This window comes from Bradyrhizobium sp. 138, from assembly GCF_023074075.1.
Classification (GTDB): domain Bacteria; phylum Pseudomonadota; class Alphaproteobacteria; order Rhizobiales; family Xanthobacteraceae; genus Bradyrhizobium.
In genome coordinates this window covers 125,834-145,449 of sequence record NZ_JADPKT010000100.1, presented here as the reverse complement: position 1 = coordinate 145,449, position 19,616 = coordinate 125,834, and the positions used below count along the sequence as shown (strand labels likewise).

Sequence of the window (19,616 nt, the reverse complement as noted above, 5' to 3'; positions counted from 1 at the left end):
ATGCAAAGCATCGAACCCGGAACCTCGAGATTCTCAGGTGCGCAATTGCGCACCATAGTTCGCCCTCCGGGCGCCCCGGAATGACAATCTAGAGGTAGGAGTAAGCTAATTGTCTCAAGAGCTGATCCGCGAAACCGCATGCGCCGTCGTCGACAAATTGCGTTCCGGCGATGTCTCGCCGCTCGAACTGCTGGATGTGTTGGAGAAGCGCATCGGTGAGGTCGACGGCAAGGTCAATGCGCTGCCGATACTCTGTTTCGATCGCGCCCGGGACAGCGCCAAGGCCTTGATGCGGAAACCCGCCGGCGCGCGGGGGCTGCTCGCGGGTCTGCCGGTGCCGATCAAGGATCTGACCGACGTTGCGGGTGTGCTGAACACCCAGGGCTCTCCTATCTTCAAAGACAGCATCCCCGCCAAGTCCGACCTCATGGTCGAGAATCTCGAAGCCAATGGCGCGGTCGTCTACGCAAAATCCAACACGCCGGAATTCGGCGCCGGCGCCAACACCTTCAACGAGGTGTTCGGTGCGACGCTCAATCCCTGGGATATTTCGAAATCCGCGGCGGGCTCATCCGGCGGCGCGGCAGTGGCGCTCGCCACCGGCATGGCCTGGCTGGCGCAGGGCTCCGACATGGGCGGGTCCTTGCGCAGCCCGGCGGCTTTCTGCGGCGTCGTCGGCATGCGGCCGAGCATCGGCCGCGTCGCGCACACGCCGAAAGCGGGCATCGATCGCAATCTCGGCGTGCAGGGCCCGATGGCACGCAACGTCGAGGATCTCGCGCTGCTGCTCGATGCCATGAGCGGCGACTACGCGGACGATCCGCTGTCGCTGCCGGCGCCCGCGACCTCGTTCCTGTCGGCGGCTCAGGCGGGCAAGAAGCCGAAGCGCATCGCCTATTCGCCCGATCTCGGAATCACGCCGGTTGATCCCGATGTGAAGGCGATCACACGCAAGGCGGCGGAACGCTTTGCCGAGGCCGGCGCCATCGTCGAGGAAGCGCATCCGGACTGGCGCGAGGCGCATGAGTGCTTCCACGTGCTCCGCGCCTTCGATTTCGCGATCACCAAGGCGCAACTGCTGCGCACCAAGCGCGATCTGCTCAAGCCCGAGGTGATCTGGAACATCGAGGAAGGCCTCAAGCTCACGGTGGAGCAGCTCGCGCGCGCCGAGGCCCAGCGCGTCGGCATGACCGCGCGGGCGGTCGAGTTCTTCAAGAGCTACGATTTGCTGCTGACGCCGACTACGATCGTGCCGCCCTTCCCGATCGAGCACCGCTATGTCGCCGAATGCGCCGGCAAGCGTTTCGAGAACTACGTCGAATGGCTCGGCATCGTCTATGCCATCACGCTGGCCTGCTGCCCCTCGCTGTCGCTGCCGTGCGGCTTCACGGCGTCCGGCCTGCCGGTCGGCGTGCAGGTCGTCGGCGCCCCGCGAAGCGACGCCGACGTGCTCGCAGGCGCGAAGGTGCTGGAGGATATTTTGGGCCTGCGCGGAACGACGCCGGTTGATCCGAAGGTGAGGCAGTAACCTCGTGCTCCTGCCCCGGACGCGGCGCAGCGCCCCTTCGGCGGTGCGCTGCAGAGCCGGGGCCCATGCATCTGCAACCTACCGTGCCTCCCCTGGATCCCGGCTCTGCGGCACAGCGCTGTTGCGCTGCTCCTTGTCCGGGACACGAGAGCCTCACCTTCGCGTCGCCTCCAGGCCGCGGCTGTAGCGCGACATCGCGAAGCAGAAGACGAAATAGATCGCGGCGACGAAGATGTAGACCTCGACCGAGAACTGTTGCCAGGCGGGATCGATGATCGCGGTCTTCGCCGTCGTCAGCAGGTCGAAGATGCCGATGATGAGGACGAGGCTGGTGTCCTTGAAGAAGGCAATGAAGGTGTTGACCAGCGGCGGGATGACATGGCGGATCGCCTGCGGCAGGATGATCAGCCGGTTCTTGCGCCAGTAGGACAGCCCGAGCGCATCGGCGGCCTCGTATTGCCCGCGCGGCACCGCCTGAAGCCCGCCGCGGATGACTTCGGCGAGGTAGGCGCCGGCGAACAGGATGATCGCGATCTGTGCGCGCAAGAGCTTGTCGATGTTGAATCCGGCGGGCATGAACAGCGGAAACATCACGCTCGCCATGAACAACAGGCTCACCAGCGGCACGCCGCGGATCAGCTCGACATAGAGCACGCTGAGCGAGCGGATCGCCGGCAGCTTTGAGCGCCGGCCAAGCGCAACGAGGATGCCGAGCGGAAAGCCGAAAGCCAATCCAAACGTCGCCAGGATCAGGGTCACGGGCAAACCGCCCCAGCGATCCTGCGAGACGAAGGAGAGCCCGAACACGCCGCCCCACATCAACACGCTGATCAGCGCAAGCGCACCGATCCAGAGATAGACCAGTTCGCGCCGCCACAGGGCGCGACGGGTCGAGAGATAGTACAGTGCGATGAACAGCAGCACCGCCAGCGCCGGCCGCCACTGCTCGTCGAACGGGTAGGTGCCGAACAGGATGAAGCGGTACTTTTCGGGAATGATCGCCCAGCAGGCGCCGACGCCACGCGCCGCGCGGCAGGCGCTGGAATCGTTCGCCGGGGTCAGCCACACGGCATTGGCGATGCCCCATTGGGCGAAGCTGAAGATGCCCTTGGCGAGAATTGCCAGCAGCACGACTGAGAGGATGCCATTCGGGATCGACGAGAACAGATTGGTGCGCAGCCATCGCAATGCGGGGTTGCCGGCTTGCGGCCGGCGAGCGGCGCGAGGTGCATCGGGAGTGTCGGCGATCACAGTCATGATCAGCGCTCCACCAGCGCAATGCGCGCATTGTACCAGTTCATGAAGAAGCTGATGGAAAGGCTGATGGTCAGGAACACCGCCATGATCAGCGCGATGGCCTCGATCGCCTGCCCGGTCTGGTTCAGCGTGGTATTGGCAATCGAAACCACGTCCTGATAGCCGATCGCCACCGCGAGCGAGGAATTCTTGGTCAGGTTGAGATATTGGCTCGTCATCGGCGGCACGATGACGCGGAGCGCCTGCGGCAGGATGATCTGCCGCAGCATGAAGCTGCGGCGCAGGCCAAGCGCATTGGCGGCGTCCCACTGTCCGCGCGGCACCGACTGGATGCCGCTGCGCACGATCTCGGCGATGAAAGCCGAGGTGTAAGTCACGAGAGCGATCAGCAGCGCGAAATATTCCGGCGCAAGCGTCAGCCCGCCGACGAAATTGAAGCCGCGCAGCTGCGGCCATTCGATTGTCCAGGGCACGCCGAGCACCAGTGACACGGCTGCCGGCAGCGCGACAATGAGGCCGAGCGCAAACGGCCAGGCCGGCCGCGGCTTGCCGTCGCGCATCTGCTGCGCGATCAGCCGCCTCCTGACGAGATAGAAAGCGACGAGCCCGAGCACAGCGGTGCCGAGCACCCAAAGCTGCAGCGAGCCAATCGGAATTGCCGGCAGGATCAGGCCGCGGTTGGACAGGAACACGCCTTCGACCGGGCGCCATGCAGCGCGCGCGGCCGGCAGCGCCTGCATCAGCACATACCAGAACAGGAGTTGAAGCAGCAGCGGGATGTCGCGGAGCGTTTCGACATAGACGGCGGCAAGTCGTGACAGCAGCCAGTTGGCCGACAATCGCGAAATGCCGATCAGCGTGCCCAGGATGGTCGCGAGCACGATCCCGATCACGGCGACGCGCAGCGTGTTGCCGACACCGACGACGAAGGCCCAGAGATATGTGTCTCTCGGATTATACGCGAACAAGCTGTCGGCAATGGGCATGCCGGCCTCGCGGCCGAGGAAGGCAAAGCCGGTCGTGATGCGGCGCGCCGAGAGGTTGGTGACGGTGTTGGACCAGAGGAAGCCAATGACTGCGAGCGCAATCCCGACCACCAGCACCTGCCAGAACAGGCCCTTCAATTCGTTGCGCCCGAGCGCGAAGAAGCGGCGGCGCGGCGGCGGTCTCCGAGCTTCCGTGGTCACAGCACAAAAACCCTTCCCCAATAGCGACGATTTCCGGCAGCGCACGTCAACTGTTGCACCGATCTCGAATTCATGCAACAAATGTTTCATGGCCGAGCCCGTGAAATCCTCGCCGCTGAGCGAACTGCGCATTGCATTGCCGTCGCTCCCGATGCGGCTGCAGGAGGTCGGACGCTTCGTCGCCGCCAACGATTACGACGCCACCACCCGTTCGATGCGCGACCTCGCCGCGGAAGCCGGCGCCGATCCTGCCGCGTTCACGCGCCTCGCCAAGGCGATCGGCTATTCGGGCTGGGACGAATTGCGCGCGGCGCTGACCGAGGCGCGGCGGCCGGCGCAAACCGCGCCCTTCTCCGGCCGCGCAAAAGGCCGTCGCCAAGGGCCGAACGCCGACGTCGCGCTCGTCACCGACAAGCTCGAGGCCGAGGCCGCCGGCCTTCCGCGAATCCCAGCCCAGCCGATTGCGGAGGCCGCTCGCGCGCTGCACGAGGCCAAGCGGATCTGGATCGCCGGCTATCGCAGCTGCCGCAGCGTCGCGGAACTGCTGAACTACGAGCTGCGGCTGTTCCGCCCCGAACAGGTGCAGCTCGTCGGCACTTCCGGGCCCGACGACCTCGATCTCGGCGCCTTCCGGCCCGGCGAGGCCGTCATCGTCGTCGGCTTCCTGCCCTACACACACGCCAGCGTTCGCGCCGCACAGGCGGCCTATCGCGCCGGGGCAACGTTGATCGCGATCGCGGATAGCGTCTCGGCCCCGATGGCCGAGGGCGCCGATCACGCGCTGCTGTTCGAGGCGGCCTCCTCTCCCGGCTTCTTCCCGAGCCTCACCGGCGCGGTCGCGATCGCGCAGTCGCTCGCGGCGGTGACGTTCTCGCTCGGCGGCGTCGCCGCGAAAAAGCGCCTGGAAAATACCGAGGCGCGGCTTGCCGCGGCCTCCATCTACGTCTCGGAGAAAGGTTGACCCATGGCCGCTCGCCCCAGCCGCGTGCTGCACCGCTCATTGCGCGAGACGCCGCCGAAGGCGATCGGCGGCGAAGGCGTCTATCTCTTCGCCGCGGACGGACGGCACATCATCGACGCCTCCGGCGGCGCGGCCGTCTCCTGCCTCGGTCATCAGCATCCCCGCGTGATCGCGGCGATGGCGAAGCAGGCCTCGACGCTGGCTTATGCGCACACCGCCTTCTTCTCGTCCGAGCCGGCAGAGGCTCTCGCCGAGACGCTCGTTGGTCACGAGCCCGGCGGTCTCGCCTACGCTTATTTCGTGAGCGGCGGATCGGAGGCGATCGAGGCCAGCATCAAGCTGGCGCGACAATATTTCATCGAGCGCGGCGAACCACAGCGGCAGCATTTCATCGCGCGCCGGCAGAGCTACCACGGCAACACACTTGGTGCGCTCGCAGCCGGCGGCAACGCCTGGCGACGCGCGCCCTATGCACCTTTGCTCTCGGCCGCTTTCAGCCATGTGACTCCAGCCTTTGCTTACCATGAGAAGCACGACGGTGAATCCGATGCGCAATTCGTGGCACGGCTGGCCGCCGAGCTCGAAGCCGAGTTTCAGCGGCTAGGCCCCGATACCGTGGCGGCGTTCCTCGCCGAGCCGGTGGTCGGCGCCACCGCCGGTGCCGTGACCGCGCCCGACGGCTACTTCAGGGCGGTGCGCGAGATCTGCGACCGGCACGGCGCGCTGCTCATCCTCGACGAGGTCATGTCTGGCATGGGCCGCACCGGCACCACGCACGCCTGGGAGCAGGAAGGCATCGCGCCTGATATCCAGGCCATCGCAAAGGGGCTCGGCGGCGGCTATCAGCCGATCGGCGCGATGTTAGCGAGCGGCAAGCTCATCGACACCATCCGCGCTGGCTCCGGCGCCTTTCAGCACGGCCATACTTATCTCGCACATCCCCTCGCCTGCGCGGCCGCGCTCGCGGTGCAGGATGTGATCCGCGAGGATCGCCTGCTCGACCGCGTCAAGGAGCGCGGCCGGCAGCTCGAACAGCGGCTGACCGAGCGCTTCGGCAATCACCGCCATGTCGGCGACATCAGGGGCCGTGGCCTGTTCTGGGCGATCGAGCTGGTCGCCGATCGCGCCAGCCGCACCTCGTTCGATCCCGCACTCAAGCTCAATCAGAAGATCAAGGCGGAGGCCTTCGCCAATGGGCTCGGCTGCTATCCGGGCGGCGGCACAGTGGACGGCGTGCGCGGCGACCATGTGCTGCTGGCGCCGCCCTACATCGCGTCCGCCGATGAGATCGACCTGATCGTCGACAAGCTCGGCACGGCCGTCGACAACGTGTTGCGTAGTGTCAATCACTGAGGGGAGAGTAGCATGATGAGGAAAGTGGTTATCGCGGCGAGCATGCTCGCGGCATCGACGGTCGTCGGGTCGACGGCAACGCTCGACACGGTGAAGAGCCGTGGCACACTGGTGTGCGGCGTCAGCGCCGGCTTTGCCGGCTTCTCGGCGCCGGACTCGCAAGGCAACTACAAAGGTCTCGACGTCGACTATTGCCGTGCGCTCGCCGCCGGCGTGCTGGGTGATGCCAGCAAGGTGCGCTACGTCTCGCTGACCGCGCAGAACCGCTTCACCGCCCTGCAATCGGGCGAGATCGACGTGCTCTACCGCAACTCCACGCAGACGTACTTGCGCGGTGTGACGCTGGGCTTGCGGCAGGGCCCGATCAATTTCTACGACGGCCAGGGCTTTGTCGTGAAGAAGGAACTGGGCGTCAAGGAGATCAAGGACCTCAAGGGCGCCACCGTCTGCGTGGCTCAGGGTACCACGCACGAAGTCACGCTCGGCGATTACGGCCGCGCCAACGGCATCGATTGGAAGCCACTGGTGTTCGACCGCGTCGACACCATGTACCAGACCTTCTTCGGCGGCCGCTGCGATGCGATGACCCAGGACGCCTCCGCGCTCGCCGGCGCCGTGACCACCGCGGCACCGAACCCGGCCGATTACGTCGTGCTGCCGCAGACCATCAGCAAGGAGCCGCTCGGCCCCTTCACCCGCAACGGCGACGAGGTCTGGAGCGACATCACCACCTGGCTGCATTACGGCCTGATCGAGGCCGAAGAGCTCGGCGTCACGCAAGGCAATGTCGACGAGATGGCGAAATCGCAGACACCGGCGATCCAGCGCCTGTTAGGGGCCTCCGGCGATCTCGGCTCCCGGCTCGGGCTCGACAACAAATGGCTCGTGACCGCGATCAAGGCCACCGGCAATTACGGCGAGATCTACGAGCGCAATGTCGGCAAGGCGAGCCCACTCAAGCTCGACCGCGGCCTCAACGGCCTCTGGAGCAAGGGCGGCTTGATGTACGCGGTGCCGTTCAAGTAGCGTCTCGCGTGTCCCGGACGCGCTGCAGCGTCCCCGGCGATGCGAAGCATCGTCCGGTGCGCTGCTGCGCAGAGCCGGGATCCAGCGGCCACAATGCGCCCCGGCTCTCCAGCGCAATACTTCGCATTGCGCTGCGTCCGGGCACGAGACCCAAATAGTCACGCTCAATGACGTCGCCCATGCGCATCGCCCTGATCCATGCCCTCAAGCACTCGATCGCCCCGATCGAAGCGGCGTTCGCGGCCGCGTGGCCGGAGGCGCGGCTGATGAACCTGCTCGACGACAGCCTGTCGGCGGATCTGGCCCGCGACGGCGTGCTCGACGATACCATGACCGAGCGTTTCCTGGCGCTCGGCGACTATGCGGCTGCAACCGGCGCGAACGGGATCCTGTTCACCTGCTCGGCCTTCGGTCCCTGCATCGAGGCGGTCGCGCGCGCGCATGCACCGATGCCGGTGCTGAAGCCGAACGAGGCCATGATCGAGCGGGCGGCGACCATGGGGCAACGTATCGGCCTACTCTCCACCTTCCCGCCGACCCTGGCCTCGATGCCGCCGGAGTTTCCGACCACCGTCCAGGTCGTTCCGAAACTTGCCGAGGGCGCGCTCGCGGCGCTCGACCGCGGCGACCGCGCCACGCACGACCGGCTGATCGCTGAGGCCTCGCGCGACCTGCGCGATTGCGACGTCATCGCGCTGGCGCAGTTCAGCATCGCCGCAACTGCGCCGTTGGTAGCAGAAGCCACCGGCCGCCCGGTCGTGACCACGCCGGACAGCGCGGTCGACAAGTTGATGAGATTGCTGAAGGCGAAGGCCTAGGCGCCGTTCTTCTTTCGGCGCCGCGCATCCTTGATCGCTGCCGCAAGCGCCGCCTTCGTCTCATTGACGAAATCCTCGACCAGTTCCTCGCGCGTGGCATGGGCGGCCTCGCCGGTGAACAAGCCCTGCTCGGCCAGCATCACCACGCCATGCAACGCCGCCCAGATCTTGAGCGCTTGCCGTTCGCGCAAATAGCCGACGGCGGGCGCTTCCAGAGCTTCGATCACAAGCGAAAAGGTCTCACGCGTGGCCTCGTGCAGCTCGCTGCCCTTGGCCGCGCATGAGACGGTGCGCGACGCGAACATCAGGCGGTAGATGCCGTTGCGGCGCAGACCGAAATCAAGGGTCACCTGCGCCAGCCGCGACAGCTTTGATTGCTTCGACGTCCCAGCCATCGCCTCGCGCAGGATCGCGCTGAGCTGCCGGAACGCTTCTGCGGTCACCGCCGCGAGCAGCGCCTCGCGATCGGCAAAGTGCCGATACGGCGCCGGCTGGGAGACGCCGAGCTGCTTGGCCAGCGCCTTGATGCTGATCGCCTCGGCACCGCCCTGCTCCGCCTCGCGCAGCGCGGCCTTGATCAGGGCGTCGCGGAGATCGCCATGGTGGTAGGTGTTCTCGGGCTTGCGAGCGAGTTGTGAGCGCATGTTGTGGTCAAGCCTATAAGTTTGCGCTTGACAGGGAAAGCTTGTCGCGAATGTAATAGTATATAACTTATAACAAGCGGCGAATGCCGCGACAATGTCGACAAGAGGAACGCGCCGCCTTCGAGCCGCGCGCATACGACCGAGGAAGCCGCCATGACAGAGCGACTGAGGGTTCACGTCGATCCCGACAAATGCCAGGGCCACGCCCGCTGCAAGGCTCTCGCGCCCGAGCTGTTCGAACTCGACGAATATGGCAACGCACACGAAGCCGGCGACGGCATTGTTCCGCCGGGCCTTGAAGACAAGGCCTGGCTTGCCAAATCCAATTGTCCCGAAATCGCAATCGACGTGACCGAGGAGTAGCGCGGCCTCCGCCGCTTGCGTCCTATCAGCGAACACGAGCCAAGGGATTCTCGACATGTCCGACGTCAGCCAGCCTGTCGCCCACCCGCCCGTCAACGACTGGGTCCATGATTTCGACCACACCGATCCGCAATGGACCGAGGATCCCTTCCCGATCTGGGACGAGCTGCGCGCCGCAAGCCCGGTCGTGCACACAAAACGCTTTCTCGGCTGCTACATGCCGACGACCTATGAGGCCGTGCGCGAGATCGCCAACGACACCGAGCATTTCTCCTCACGCCGCATCATCGTCCGCGACGTGCGGCCGGAGGTCGCCAGGAACGCCGCCCCGCCGATTACCTCGGACCCGCCCGTGCACAAGCCGGCCAAGCAGCTCCTGCTGCCGCCGTTCACGCCGGATGCGATGAAGAAGCTGGAACCGCGGATGCGCGCGATCTGCAACGAGCTGATCGACGGCTTCATCGCCGACGGCAAGGTCGACGCCGCAGCGCGCTACAGCAAATACATCCCGGTTCGAGCGATTGCGCATATGCTGGGCATCCCCGAGAGCGACAGCGATCTCTTCATCAACTGGATCCACATGATCCTGGAGCTCGGCATCAAGGACGAAAGCAAGCTGCTGGAGGCCGTGCATGAGATGAGCGCCTATTTCAGCGCGCATATCGAGCAGCGCAAGACCAGGCCGACCGACGATCTCATCTCCTACCTGATGAACGCCAAGGACAAGGAAGGCAACCCGCTCGAAGACTCCCACGTCCTCGGCTCGCTGCGCCTGCTTCTGATCGCCGGCATCGACACCACCTGGAGTGCGATCGGCTCCTCGCTCTGGCACCTTGCGAAGACACCGGCTGACCGCGAGCGCCTGACCGCCGAGCCAGGGCTGATCCCGACCGCGGTGGAGGAGCTGCTGCGCGCCTATTCGCCGGTGACGATGGCCCGCGAGGTGGTCAAGGAGACGACGATCTCGGGCTGCCCGGTCAAGGCGGGCAACATGGTGCTGCTGTCCTTCCCAGCCGCAAACCGCGATCCCAAGATGTTTCCGGATGCTGACAAAGTCGTGATCGACCGCCGCGAAAATCGGCACGCTGCGTTCGGCCTCGGCATCCATCGCTGCGTCGGTTCCAACCTGGCACGCATGGAAATGCAGGTTGCGCTGGAGGAATGGCTAAAGCGCATTCCAGATTTCGCCCTTGATCCCGCAGGCACGGTGACCTGGTCGCAGGGCACGGTGCGAGGCCCGCGCCAGTTGCCATTTTTGCTCGGAAAGGCGATGTAGGCTTTTCCAGACAATGGAGAGGCCGAAACGTGACTGAGCAAGCAACCCTACCGGCCTCCGAGCATTTTGACGCCGCCGATGCCCAGCGGCGGATCAAGGCGATCTTCATCGGTTCGATCGGCAATCTCGTCGAGTGGTACGATTTCTACGCCTACACGGCGTTCGCGCTTTATTTCGCCCCGGCCTTCTTCCCCGGCAACGACCCCGTCGTCCAGCAATTGAACGTCGCCGTCGTTTTCGCGGCGACCTTCCTGATGCGGCCCTTGGGCGGATGGTTCTTCGGCTATCTCGCCGATCATTTCGGACGGCGCATCTCGCTGACGCTGTCGGTCGTCTTCATGTGCTTTGGTTCACTGATCATCGCGCTGACGCCGACTTATGCCACGATCGGGTTCGCTGCGCCTGTTATCCTCGCGCTTGCCCGCGTCATCGAGGGCCTGAGCCTCGGCGGCGAATATGGCGCCAGCGCCACTTACTTGAGCGAGGTCGCCGATCCCATGCACCGCGGCTTCTATTCGAGCTTTCAATACGTCACTCTGATCGGCGGCCAGCTCACCGCGATCATCGTGCTGCTGCTCCTGCAAAAAGTCTTCCTCACGCCTGAGGAGCTGAAAGACTGGGGGTGGCGTATCCCGTTCGCGATCGGCGCGGCGCTCGCGGTCTTTGCCGCGGTGATGCGGCGCGGCCTGCACGAAACGGAGGCATTCGAGGAAGCCAAGAAGGTGGTGAAGCCGACCGGTTCGATCACCAATTTGCTGCGTTATCCGCGCGAGCTCTTGCTGGTCGTCGGCCTCACCGCCGGCGGTACCGCCGCGTTCTACACCTTCACCACCTACATGCAGACCTTCGTCAAGCTTTCGGTCGGGCTGACCGAGGACCAGACCACTTTCGTGATCTTCGGCACGCTGATTTTCGCGACCATCCTGCAACCGATCTACGGTGCCATTTCTGACAAGATCGGACGCAAGCCACTGCTGATCTTCTTCGGTGTCGCCGGCACACTCGCGACCGTGCCGCTGCTGATGACGCTGAAAGAGACCAAGTCGCCCTTCGTGGCGTTCATCCTGATCTGCTGTGCCTGGCTGTTCGTCGCGGGGTACACCTCGATCAACGCCGTGGTGAAGGCCGAGCTATTCCCGACCAATGTCCGCGCGCTCGGCGTCGGCCTGCCCTATGCCATTACGGTGTCGATCTTCGGCGGCACCGCGCCTGCGATCGCGCTCTCCTTCAAGAGCATCGGGCACGAGGAATGGTTCTATTTCTATCTTGCCGGCATCATCTGCCTGTCGCTGATCATCTATTCCACGATGCGCGACACCAAGCATGCCTCCGCGATGCATCGGCACGAGTAAGCCATGACCGACGAGACGCCATCCGACAGCAAACTGACGCGCACCAAGGAGAAATGGGCGCGCGAGGGCCGCTTCCTCACAGGGAAGATCACCCGTCCGGAAGAGCAGCGGCTGCCGCCCGGCCAGCATCTCACCAAGGATTGGCCTGTGCTCGATCTCGGGGTCCTGCCGCCGGTGTCGCGCGAACGCTGGCGGCTCGACGTTTACGGTGCGGTCGAGGTCCCCGTGTTCTGGACCTTCGCGGAGTTCGCTGCGCAGAAGCAGGCCCGGTTCATCTCCGACATCCATTGCGTCACCACCTGGTCGCGCTACGACAATGACTGGGAAGGGCTCGCCACGCGTGAGCTGCTCGCAATCTGCCAACCGCGCGAGGATGCACGCTTCGTGGTGCTGCATTCCTATGACGGCTACACCACCAACCTCGCGCTGGAAGACTTCGCCGCCGAGGATGCGCTGCTCGCCCATGGCTGGACCGGCCAGCCGCTGACGGAGGAGCACGGCGGCCCGGTACGGCTGGTCGTGCCGCATCTGTATTTCTGGAAGAGCGCGAAATGGCTCCAGGCCATCGAATTCCGGACCGAGGATGCGCCGGGCTTTTGGGAAGTCCGCGGCTATCATAATCGCGGCGATCCCTGGGCCGAGCAGCGCTATTCAGACGATTAGACCTCAAGCAGGAACGGGGGGAAGCCCATGCCGACGGAACGCTTTCAATTCACGGGCGAGGGCGGTCACCAGCTTGCCGCCGCGCTGGAGTTGCCGGACGGCGAGCCCGCGGCCTACGCGCTGTTTGCGCACTGCTTCACCTGCGGCAAGGACACGCTGGCGGCCAAGCGCATCGCGGTCGCGCTCGCAGCCAAGGGCGTCGCGGTGCTGCGCTTCGACTTCACCGGGCTCGGCTCGAGCGAAGGCGATTTCGCCAATTCGACGTTCTCGTCCAACGTCACCGATCTCGTCCGCGCCGCCGATCATCTGCGCAGCGTGCGCAAGGCGCCATCGATCCTGATCGGCCACAGCCTGGGCGGCGCCGCGATCCTCGCGGCGGCGGGACAAATTCCGGAAGCCAAAGCCGTCGCGACCATCGCGGCCCCATCCGACCCGGCGCACGTGACCGGCCTGTTCAAGGAGCATCTCGACAACATCCGCGCGCAGGGTGAGGTGGAGGTCTCGCTCGCGGGACGGCCGTTCCGGATCAAGCGCGAGTTTCTCGACGACATCGCCGAGCACGAGCTGATGAAGGACATTACCGGCCTGCACAAGGCGCTGCTGGTGATGCACTCGCCGGTCGACGACACCGTCGGCATCGACAATGCGACGAAGATTTTTGTCGCGGCGAAGCACTCCAAGAGCTTCGTTTCGCTCGACCATGCCGATCATCTGCTGACGAAACCGGGCGATGCGCTCTATGCGGCCGACGTGATCGCGGCGTGGGCGAGCCGCTACATCGACACCGCAAAGCCCGCAAAGGTGATGGATCTGCCCGAGGCACCGCGTCAGGTCGTGGTCCAGGAGACCCGCAAGAGCAAGTTCAACCAGATCATCACGATCGGACCACATCAGCTTGTGGCGGACGAGCCGGTCGCCGCCGGTGGCGAGGATGCCGGCCCGGGGCCCTACGATTTCCTGCTCGCTGGCTTGGGAGCCTGCACCTCCATGACCATGCGGCTCTATGCCGACCGCAAGTTGCTGCCGCTCGACCGCGTCACCGTCACGCTGAAGCACTCCAAGATCTACGCCAAGGACTGCGCGGAGTGCGACACCCGCGAGGGCATGCTCGACCAGATCGAGCGCGACATCGCGATCGACGGCGCGCTCGACGCCGAGCAGCGCAAGAAGCTGATGGAGATCGCCGACAAATGCCCGGTGCATCGGACATTGACGTCGGAGATCCGCATCGTGACGAAGGCGGTGGATTAGGCCGCTAGCGCTAGAAGCACGATGCCATCGTCCGCACGGCCGCACTGATCTCGCTCTCGCGCCAGGCCGCAAAGCCGAGCAGCAGGCCGTGATCACGGGGCCGGCCAAGCGCGAGGCTGGACAGGGCGCGCGTCTCGACCCCCGCCGCAACCAGCCGCTTCACTGCCGCTTGATCAGCGCGACCGCGCTTGAAGCGGGCGACGAGCTGGATGCCGCCCGGGGGTACTTCGACCGAGAGCTTCGCGCCCAGTTGCCGCTCCAATTCCTCGACGAGGTGATCGCGGCGCGCGCGATAGAGGCGGCGGGTGCGGCGCAGATGCGCGAGGAAGTGGCCGTCGGCGATAAATTCGGCCAGAGCCTCCTGGACATGGCTGGCGGCGATGAGCCCGATATGGCGCTGCGCGATCTCTAGGGTGCTGACCAGCGCCGGCGGCGCGACGAGATAACCAACGCGGATATCCGACGTCATCACCTTCGAGAAAGTGCCGACATAGAACACGCAGCCATGGGCATCGAGCCCCTGCAAGGCCGGCACCGGCCGGCTGTCATAATGGAATTCGCCGTCATAGTCGTCCTCCACGATCCAGGTCTTGCCGGGCCTGCTCAGGCCGAGAAATTCGGTGCGGCGAGCGAGCGACATCAGCCGCCCGGTCGGATGCTGATGCGAGGGCGTCATGAAGATCAGCTTTGGCGCGGCAAGGCCGGGCATCCGTTGCATGCCCTGCTCGTCCAGTCTGATGCCGGTCACACGCGCGCCCGAAGCCCGGAAGGCAGCCACAGCACCGGGATAGCCGGGATCCTCGATCCAGACCTCGTCATCGGCCGCAACGATGGTTGCTGCAATCAAGGTCAATGCGGCCTGCGCGCTCGGCAGGATCATGATCTGGTCCGCGCTGGCGCGGACGCCCCGACTGGTGGCGAGATAGTGCGCCAGCGCCTCGCGCAGGCGCGCTCGGTTCACCGGTCCGAGCCCACGCTTGGCCGCACCTACGGCGTTACGGCGCAGACAGCGCGCCCAGACCTCGTTCGGAAACTCCCTGAAATCGCCGTGCCCAGGGCGCAACGGCTTGAGCTGTCCCTGATAGGACATCGGCCAGTCGGTCTGCTCGAGCCTCGAAGCCCAGGGTGAGAGCCGCGGCCTTGCGGAGCGCATGCTCGGTTCCACGGCGCCCGACCGTCCGATACGCTCATGGCCGTCGACCGCGACGACCGGTCGGCGGCCATGCGAGGCCTCGAGATATCCCTCGGCAGCAAGCTGCTCGAACGCATAAGTGACGGTGTTCCGGGAGACGCCGAGATCGCGCGCGAGCTGACGGCTCGAGGGCAGCGGGCGGCCTTTGCCGAGGCGGCCGCTCGCGATCAGCCCTCTCAGCTGGCTCGTCAATTGTGCCACCAGCCCCTCGTCGTCCGCCCGTTTCAAGTCGATCAGAGCGGAAATCACGTCTTGCGAAACTGGCACTTTGTTCTTCTCCAATCTGGCACTTTTTCAAGAGCCAGACGAGATGCTATCCGCCGAACCGGATTGCTTCAAGGAGCTCGAGATGAAGGCCCTGTCACCTCGCGCCGCCATCGGCCTGTTTCTCATCGTCGTGTTGGCCTGGGGCGTGAACTGGTCGGTGACGAAGCAACTGGTGCAGCTCGTCCCGCCACTGTGGAGCTCGGCGATCCGGAGCTGGATCGCGCTGATCGGCCTCGCCGTGATCCTCGGGCTGAGCAACAATCTGGTGATCCCGCAACGACGCGACGTGCCGGTCATCCTCAGCGTCGCGCTGCTGCACATGACGCTGTTCTCGATCCTCGTCGCCACGGGCCTGCGCTTCCTGCCCGCGAGCAAGGGAATCGTGCTCGGCTACACCACGCCGCTCTGGGCCGCGATTGCGGCGCCTCTGCTCGGGAAGGACACGCTGACCGCGCCGAAGCTTGCCGGTGCCCTGCTCGGGCTGATCGGGCTTGCCGTCATCCTGAATCCGTCCTCGATCGACTGGACCAATGCGGGAATCCTGCTCGGCGCCGGCATGGTCATCCTCGCCGCAATCTCCTGGGCCGCGAACATCATCTATATCCGCGCGCATCGCTGGATCGCCTCCCCGCTCCAGCTCCTGCTCTGGCAGGTGCTGGTGGCCACGGCGGTGCTCTCGACCCTGGCGATCACCATCGACGGGCCGCCGCAGGTCGAGTGGTCATGGAGACTTGTGTCGCTCTTTTTGTATTCGGGCCTGATCGGGACGGCGCTGGCTTATTGGGCGATGTCGATGGTCAACAAGAGCATTTCGGCGCTGACGACGTCGCTTGGCACCACCGGGGCGCCGCTCGTCGGCATCGCCAGTGCCGCGATCCTGCTGGGTGAGCCCATCGACATCAGCCTGGCCGTCGCGGCCGGGCTGATCGTCACTGGCATCGGGCTTGCGACACTCGGCGACCGGCTGTTGCGCGGTCAGGCTACCGCGAGGGGTTGAACCCGCAAGCTTCCGCGCAGCCCTGCCGTGGTGCCGAGCAGGATGCCGGCGACTGCGACGAACGAGCCGAGTGCGAGTGTCGACATGCCGGTGAGCCCCTGCCCGATCGAACAGCCGAACGCCATCACACCGCCAATCCCCATCAGCGCGGCGCCGCCGCCCGAGCGCAGCATATGGCGCGGCGACGAATAGCCTTCAAGCTTGAAGCGGCCCGTGGCCAGCGCCGTCGCGAGGCTGCCGGCGAAGACGCCGGCCACTGTCGCAATGCCGAAGTTCAGCGTCAGGCCGGTCGAGAGCATGGCGTATTGCAGGGCGTCCGCGATCGGCGCGATGAATGTAAGGGAGGTCACCGCGACGGGATTGAAGTCGTCCGCACCGAGATAGCCGGTGACGAACCAGCCGGCCGCAACGAGGAGACCGACGATGACACCCGCCGCAACCTGGCCCGGCGCGCGGCGGAATCCCGGATGCGCCAAGGCAAACAGCACCAGCGCGACGATGATGACAGCTGCAGCCAGCGCGCGAGAGAGCGGTTCGGCAAGACCGAGCGTCGCCAGCAAGGACGGCAGCGAGTTCGCGTTGACGGTCGTTTGCGAGGCCTGAACCAGCGCGATGCGGGCTGGCGCAATCAGCCCCTTGAGCGTCATCTGCGCGGCGATGGCAAGCACGATCACGACGACGAAGGAGCGGAGATTTCCGCGCCCGAGCAGCACCAGCGCGCGCGAGCCGCAGCCGTTCGACAGCACCATGCCGTAACCGAACAGCAGGCCGCCGAGGAATAGCGCCGGTACCGAGAAAGTCTGTTGCAGGTAGATCGTCTTGCCGAGATCGACCATGCCGTTGCCGGCGAGCAATTGGCTTGCGGCGATCGCAACCGCGATTGCCAGCGCATAGGTCCGCACCAGCCGCCCGTCTCCCTCGGCCAGCCAGCCGCGCATGCTGCTCATCAGGCAGAAGCCGCTGAGCAGGCCGACGGCGCCGTAGACGAGACCGATGGCGAGACCGGCGAGGATGACGAGTTGTGCGGACGCTTCCATGATCACGGCTTCAAAATCACCCGATCCCGCGAGGAGCCGGCGACGGCGATATAGGCCTCCTTGGCGCGCTCGAGCGGATAGACGGCGCGCGGCATGATCGGGAAAGGTTTCAGCTGGCCGCCGGCAAAGCCAGGGCCGAGATCACGCAGCACCGCGCCAGTTGCCGCCGAGGACAGGCCGAGCGTGTCGATGCCGACATAGGTGTGCTGCCCCCGGTAGAATTCGAGGATGTTGAACTGCACGATGCGGTCGATCGCGGCAATCAGGATCTGGCGACCGCGCAAGGCGAGCGACTTGTGCGCCGCCTGGAAATAAGGATCGCCCACCGTGTTGAAGACGATGTCGGCACCCTTGCCGCCGGTCATTTCGCGCACGCGCGCGGCAACGTCCGTCGCGGAAGCGTCGATCACCTCGATCGGCGCGTTGGCGTGGCCTTCGTAAGCTTCCGCCTTGCGCACCACGCCGACGACGCGGGCGCCCTGCCAGGTCGCGATCTGCACCGCGGCCTGGCCGACCTTGCCGTTGACGCCGAACACCAACACGGTCTCGCCACGCTTCGGCACGCCAGCGCGACGAAAGCCTTCCATCGCCGTGACGAAGGGAACGCCGATGCCGGCGGCTTCCTCCCAGGACACAGTCTGCGGCTTCTCCACCACCGCATCGGCCTCGACCACGAGATGGCTGGCATGGGTGCCGTCGCGGCGGATGCCGAGATCGCCGGAGGAGCCGAACACCTCGCGGCCAACGGTGCCGGCCGGCCCGTCGATGACCACGCCGGAATAGTCACGGCCCGGGGTACGCGGGAACACGGCATAGGGCATCAGCCCGGTCGCGGCCTTGACGTCGGAGGGGTTGACGGCGGCAGCCTTCACCTCGACCAGGAGATCGTTCGGACCGCGCGCGAGCGTCCGAGGCTCAATCATCAGCGCGAGTGCAGCGGCGTTTTCGGCCTTGGCGTTCAGGCGCACGCAGCGCGCTTCGACCGTTTTGGCATCGGCTGGCAACATCGAGAGCCCCGTGATTTCTCGCGGGCCTTGTCGCCTTTGGCGCCGGTCAAGTCAATCCGCCAAGTCAATCCGCCAAGTCAATACGTCAAGTCAATACGTCAGGTCAGTCTTTAGGCCGCTTGTCGTAGAGGCGTTTGGCCTTGCCGAGCGAGCGTTCCAGCGTGGCCGGCGCGACCACCTTCACCCTCGAGCTGACTCCGATCGTGTTCTTGATGTGGGTCGAGATTCGATCGGCGTGGTCGACGAGCCCCCGGCCATCCCAGCTTTCCGGCCTCGCCTCGGCGATGATGGTCAACTCGTCCATGCGGCCTTCGCGGGTCAGCTCCAGAATGAAATGGCCGCCGCACCAATCGGTCGCGAGCAACACCTCCTCGATCTGGGTCGGGAACAAATTGACCCCGCGCAGGATGATCATGTCGTCCGAGCGACCCGTCACCTTCTCCATGCGCCGCATGCCCGGGCGTGCCGTGCCGGGCAGAAGCCGCGTCAGGTCGCGGGTGCGATAGCGGATCACCGGGAACGCTTCCTTGGTGAGCGAGGTGAACACCAGCTCGCCCTTCTCGCCATCCGGCAGCACCGCGCCGGTCTCGGGATCGATCACTTCGGGGTAGAAATGATCCTCCCAGATATGGAGTCCGTCCTTGGTCTCGATGCATTCCTGCGCAACGCCGGGGCCGATCACCTCGGAGAGGCCATAGATGTCGGTCGCGTCCATGTCGAAGGCGTCCTCGATCTCGCCGCGCATCGCATTGGTCCAGGGCTCGGCGCCGAAGATGCCGATCTTGAGCGAGCACTGGCGCGGATCCAGCTTCTGGCGCTTGAACTCGTCGAGGATCGCCAGCATGTAGCTCGGCGTGACCGTGATGATATCAGGACGGAAATCGTTGATGAGCTGCACCTGCCGTTCGGTCATGCCGCCGGAGATCGGCACCACGGTGCAACCGAGCTTCTCGGCGCCGTAGTGGACCCCGAGCCCGCCGGTGAAAAGACCGTAGCCATAGGCATTGTGGATGATCATGCCGGTGCGGCCACCGGCGGCGCGGATCGAGCGCGCCATCACGGCGGACCAGGTATCGATATCGGCTTGCGTATAACCGACGACGATCGGCTTGCCCGTGGTGCCCGACGAGGCGTGCACGCGCACCAGCTTTTCGCGCGGCACGGCGAACATGTTGAAGGGATAATTGTCGCGCAAATCCGTCTTGACTGTGAACGGAAATTTCGCGAGATCCGCGAGCTCGCGAAAGTCGGACGGATGCACGCCCGCCTGGTCGAAGGCCTTGCGGTAATGCGCGACATTGTCGTAGGTGTGCTTCAGCGACCAGGCCAACCGCTGCCTCTGCAGCGCCATGATCTCGTCGCGCGAGGCGCGCTCATGCGCATCCGTCTCGGCGCTATGGGCGCTGCCACCTTCCTTGCGTCTCGTCAGAGCCATCC

18 protein-coding genes are annotated in these 19,616 nt (G+C 65.3%); 11 read left to right on the top strand and 7 right to left on the bottom strand.

What is annotated here, in order from left to right; all coding sequences use genetic code 11:
• Window positions 1-109: 109 nt before the first annotated feature.
• On the top strand, window positions 110-1,528 hold the full coding sequence (locus tag IVA79_RS36295) for an amidase family protein (protein WP_247562080.1): 1,419 nt from the start codon (window positions 110-112) through the stop codon (window positions 1,526-1,528).
• Window positions 1,529-1,681: 153 nt separating this feature from the next.
• On the opposite strand, the gene IVA79_RS36290 is transcribed toward IVA79_RS36295, so the two are convergent.
• Window positions 1,682-2,785 carry an amino acid ABC transporter permease gene (locus IVA79_RS36290; protein ID WP_247562079.1) on the bottom strand — a complete coding sequence of 368 codons (1,104 nt, stop codon included), beginning with the start codon at window positions 2,783-2,785 and terminating at the stop codon, window positions 1,682-1,684.
• Between the two features lie 2 nt (window positions 2,786-2,787).
• Window positions 2,788-3,972 (bottom strand): ABC transporter permease subunit, encoded by a 1,185-nt coding sequence (locus IVA79_RS36285; protein WP_247562078.1) that lies wholly within the window; start codon window positions 3,970-3,972, stop codon window positions 2,788-2,790.
• 88 nt (window positions 3,973-4,060) lie between these two features.
• Between IVA79_RS36285 and IVA79_RS36280 the strand changes: the two genes are divergently transcribed.
• From IVA79_RS36280 to IVA79_RS36265, 4 genes are all read left to right on the top strand, one after another.
• Window positions 4,061-4,933 (top strand): SIS domain-containing protein, encoded by an 873-nt coding sequence (locus IVA79_RS36280; protein ID WP_247562077.1) that lies wholly within the window; start codon window positions 4,061-4,063, stop codon window positions 4,931-4,933.
• Between the two features lie 3 nt (window positions 4,934-4,936).
• The gene (locus tag IVA79_RS36275; RefSeq protein WP_247562076.1) at window positions 4,937-6,286 is read left to right on the top strand and encodes an aspartate aminotransferase family protein; all 1,350 of its coding nucleotides are present in this window, start codon (window positions 4,937-4,939) and stop codon (window positions 6,284-6,286) included.
• Between the two features lie 12 nt (window positions 6,287-6,298).
• Window positions 6,299-7,312, top strand: a complete 1,014-nt coding sequence (locus IVA79_RS36270) for an amino acid ABC transporter substrate-binding protein (RefSeq protein ID WP_247562075.1) — start codon at window positions 6,299-6,301, stop codon at window positions 7,310-7,312.
• A gap of 167 nt (window positions 7,313-7,479) precedes the next feature.
• On the top strand, window positions 7,480-8,130 hold the full coding sequence (locus IVA79_RS36265) for an aspartate/glutamate racemase family protein (protein ID WP_247562074.1): 651 nt from the start codon (window positions 7,480-7,482) through the stop codon (window positions 8,128-8,130).
• Here IVA79_RS36265 and IVA79_RS36260 read toward each other — a convergent pair.
• On the bottom strand, window positions 8,127-8,774 hold the full coding sequence (locus IVA79_RS36260; protein WP_247562073.1) for a TetR/AcrR family transcriptional regulator: 648 nt from the start codon (window positions 8,772-8,774) through the stop codon (window positions 8,127-8,129). The genes IVA79_RS36265 and IVA79_RS36260 overlap by 4 nt on opposite strands.
• A 153-nt stretch (window positions 8,775-8,927) precedes the next feature.
• On the opposite strand from IVA79_RS36260, the gene IVA79_RS36255 reads away from it, so the two are divergent.
• From IVA79_RS36255 to IVA79_RS36235, 5 genes are read left to right on the top strand one after another with little or no spacing between them, the layout of a single operon-like run.
• The gene (locus IVA79_RS36255) at window positions 8,928-9,137 is read left to right on the top strand and encodes a ferredoxin (protein WP_212081176.1); all 210 of its coding nucleotides are present in this window, start codon (window positions 8,928-8,930) and stop codon (window positions 9,135-9,137) included.
• 55 nt (window positions 9,138-9,192) lie between these two features.
• Window positions 9,193-10,413: a cytochrome P450 gene (locus IVA79_RS36250; RefSeq protein WP_247562072.1), complete on the top strand. Its 1,221-nt coding sequence runs from the start codon at window positions 9,193-9,195 to the stop codon at window positions 10,411-10,413.
• 29 nt (window positions 10,414-10,442) lie between these two features.
• Window positions 10,443-11,765 (top strand): MFS transporter, encoded by a 1,323-nt coding sequence (locus tag IVA79_RS36245; RefSeq protein ID WP_247562069.1) that lies wholly within the window; start codon window positions 10,443-10,445, stop codon window positions 11,763-11,765.
• 3 nt (window positions 11,766-11,768) lie between these two features.
• Window positions 11,769-12,428 (top strand): sulfite oxidase-like oxidoreductase, encoded by a 660-nt coding sequence (locus IVA79_RS36240; protein ID WP_247562068.1) that lies wholly within the window; start codon window positions 11,769-11,771, stop codon window positions 12,426-12,428.
• Between the two features lie 27 nt (window positions 12,429-12,455).
• The gene (locus IVA79_RS36235) at window positions 12,456-13,679 is read left to right on the top strand and encodes a bifunctional alpha/beta hydrolase/OsmC family protein (RefSeq protein WP_247562067.1); all 1,224 of its coding nucleotides are present in this window, start codon (window positions 12,456-12,458) and stop codon (window positions 13,677-13,679) included.
• A 10-nt stretch (window positions 13,680-13,689) separates the two neighbouring features.
• On the opposite strand, the gene IVA79_RS36230 is transcribed toward IVA79_RS36235, so the two are convergent.
• A complete protein-coding gene (locus tag IVA79_RS36230) occupies window positions 13,690-15,138 on the bottom strand; it encodes a PLP-dependent aminotransferase family protein (protein WP_247562066.1) in 1,449 nt (482 codons plus the stop codon).
• Between the two features lie 82 nt (window positions 15,139-15,220).
• Between IVA79_RS36230 and IVA79_RS36225 the strand changes: the two genes are divergently transcribed.
• Window positions 15,221-16,135 carry a DMT family transporter gene (locus IVA79_RS36225; RefSeq protein ID WP_346658227.1) on the top strand — a complete coding sequence of 305 codons (915 nt, stop codon included), beginning with the start codon at window positions 15,221-15,223 and terminating at the stop codon, window positions 16,133-16,135.
• Here the strand turns inward: IVA79_RS36225 and IVA79_RS36220 are convergent.
• From IVA79_RS36220 to paaK, 3 genes are all read right to left on the bottom strand, one after another.
• Window positions 16,114-17,172, bottom strand: coding sequence for a YeeE/YedE family protein (locus IVA79_RS36220; protein WP_247562063.1), 1,059 nt, complete (start codon window positions 17,170-17,172; stop codon window positions 16,114-16,116). The genes IVA79_RS36225 and IVA79_RS36220 overlap by 22 nt on opposite strands.
• Window positions 17,173-17,174: 2 nt before the next feature.
• Window positions 17,175-18,179, bottom strand: coding sequence for a zinc-binding alcohol dehydrogenase family protein (locus tag IVA79_RS36215; RefSeq protein ID WP_247562061.1), 1,005 nt, complete (start codon window positions 18,177-18,179; stop codon window positions 17,175-17,177).
• Window positions 18,180-18,282: 103 nt separating this feature from the next.
• Window positions 18,283-19,614 carry a phenylacetate--CoA ligase PaaK gene (gene paaK, locus IVA79_RS36210; RefSeq protein ID WP_247562060.1) on the bottom strand — a complete coding sequence of 444 codons (1,332 nt, stop codon included), beginning with the start codon at window positions 19,612-19,614 and terminating at the stop codon, window positions 18,283-18,285.
• Window positions 19,615-19,616: the final 2 nt, after the last annotated feature.

Bases quoted from the DNA above. Each gene is read 5' to 3' on its own strand.
- IVA79_RS36290 (WP_247562079.1), bottom strand. From the start codon at position 2,785: ATGACTGTGATCGCCGACACTCCCGATGCACCTCGCGCCGCTCGCCGG.
- IVA79_RS36280 (WP_247562077.1), top strand. From the start codon at position 4,061: ATGGCCGAGCCCGTGAAATCCTCGCCGCTGAGCGAACTGCGCATTGCA.
- IVA79_RS36275 (WP_247562076.1), top strand. From the start codon at position 4,937: ATGGCCGCTCGCCCCAGCCGCGTGCTGCACCGCTCATTGCGCGAGACG.
- IVA79_RS36270 (WP_247562075.1), top strand. From the start codon at position 6,299: ATGATGAGGAAAGTGGTTATCGCGGCGAGCATGCTCGCGGCATCGACG.
- IVA79_RS36265 (WP_247562074.1), top strand. From the start codon at position 7,480: ATGACGTCGCCCATGCGCATCGCCCTGATCCATGCCCTCAAGCACTCG.
- IVA79_RS36260 (WP_247562073.1), bottom strand. From the start codon at position 8,774: ATGCGCTCACAACTCGCTCGCAAGCCCGAGAACACCTACCACCATGGC.
- IVA79_RS36255 (WP_212081176.1), top strand. From the start codon at position 8,928: ATGACAGAGCGACTGAGGGTTCACGTCGATCCCGACAAATGCCAGGGC.
- IVA79_RS36250 (WP_247562072.1), top strand. From the start codon at position 9,193: ATGTCCGACGTCAGCCAGCCTGTCGCCCACCCGCCCGTCAACGACTGG.
- IVA79_RS36240 (WP_247562068.1), top strand. From the start codon at position 11,769: ATGACCGACGAGACGCCATCCGACAGCAAACTGACGCGCACCAAGGAG.
- IVA79_RS36235 (WP_247562067.1), top strand. From the start codon at position 12,456: ATGCCGACGGAACGCTTTCAATTCACGGGCGAGGGCGGTCACCAGCTT.
- IVA79_RS36225 (WP_346658227.1), top strand. From the start codon at position 15,221: ATGAAGGCCCTGTCACCTCGCGCCGCCATCGGCCTGTTTCTCATCGTC.
- IVA79_RS36220 (WP_247562063.1), bottom strand. From the start codon at position 17,172: ATGGAAGCGTCCGCACAACTCGTCATCCTCGCCGGTCTCGCCATCGGT.
- IVA79_RS36215 (WP_247562061.1), bottom strand. From the start codon at position 18,179: ATGTTGCCAGCCGATGCCAAAACGGTCGAAGCGCGCTGCGTGCGCCTG.
- paaK (WP_247562060.1), bottom strand. From the start codon at position 19,614: ATGGCTCTGACGAGACGCAAGGAAGGTGGCAGCGCCCATAGCGCCGAG.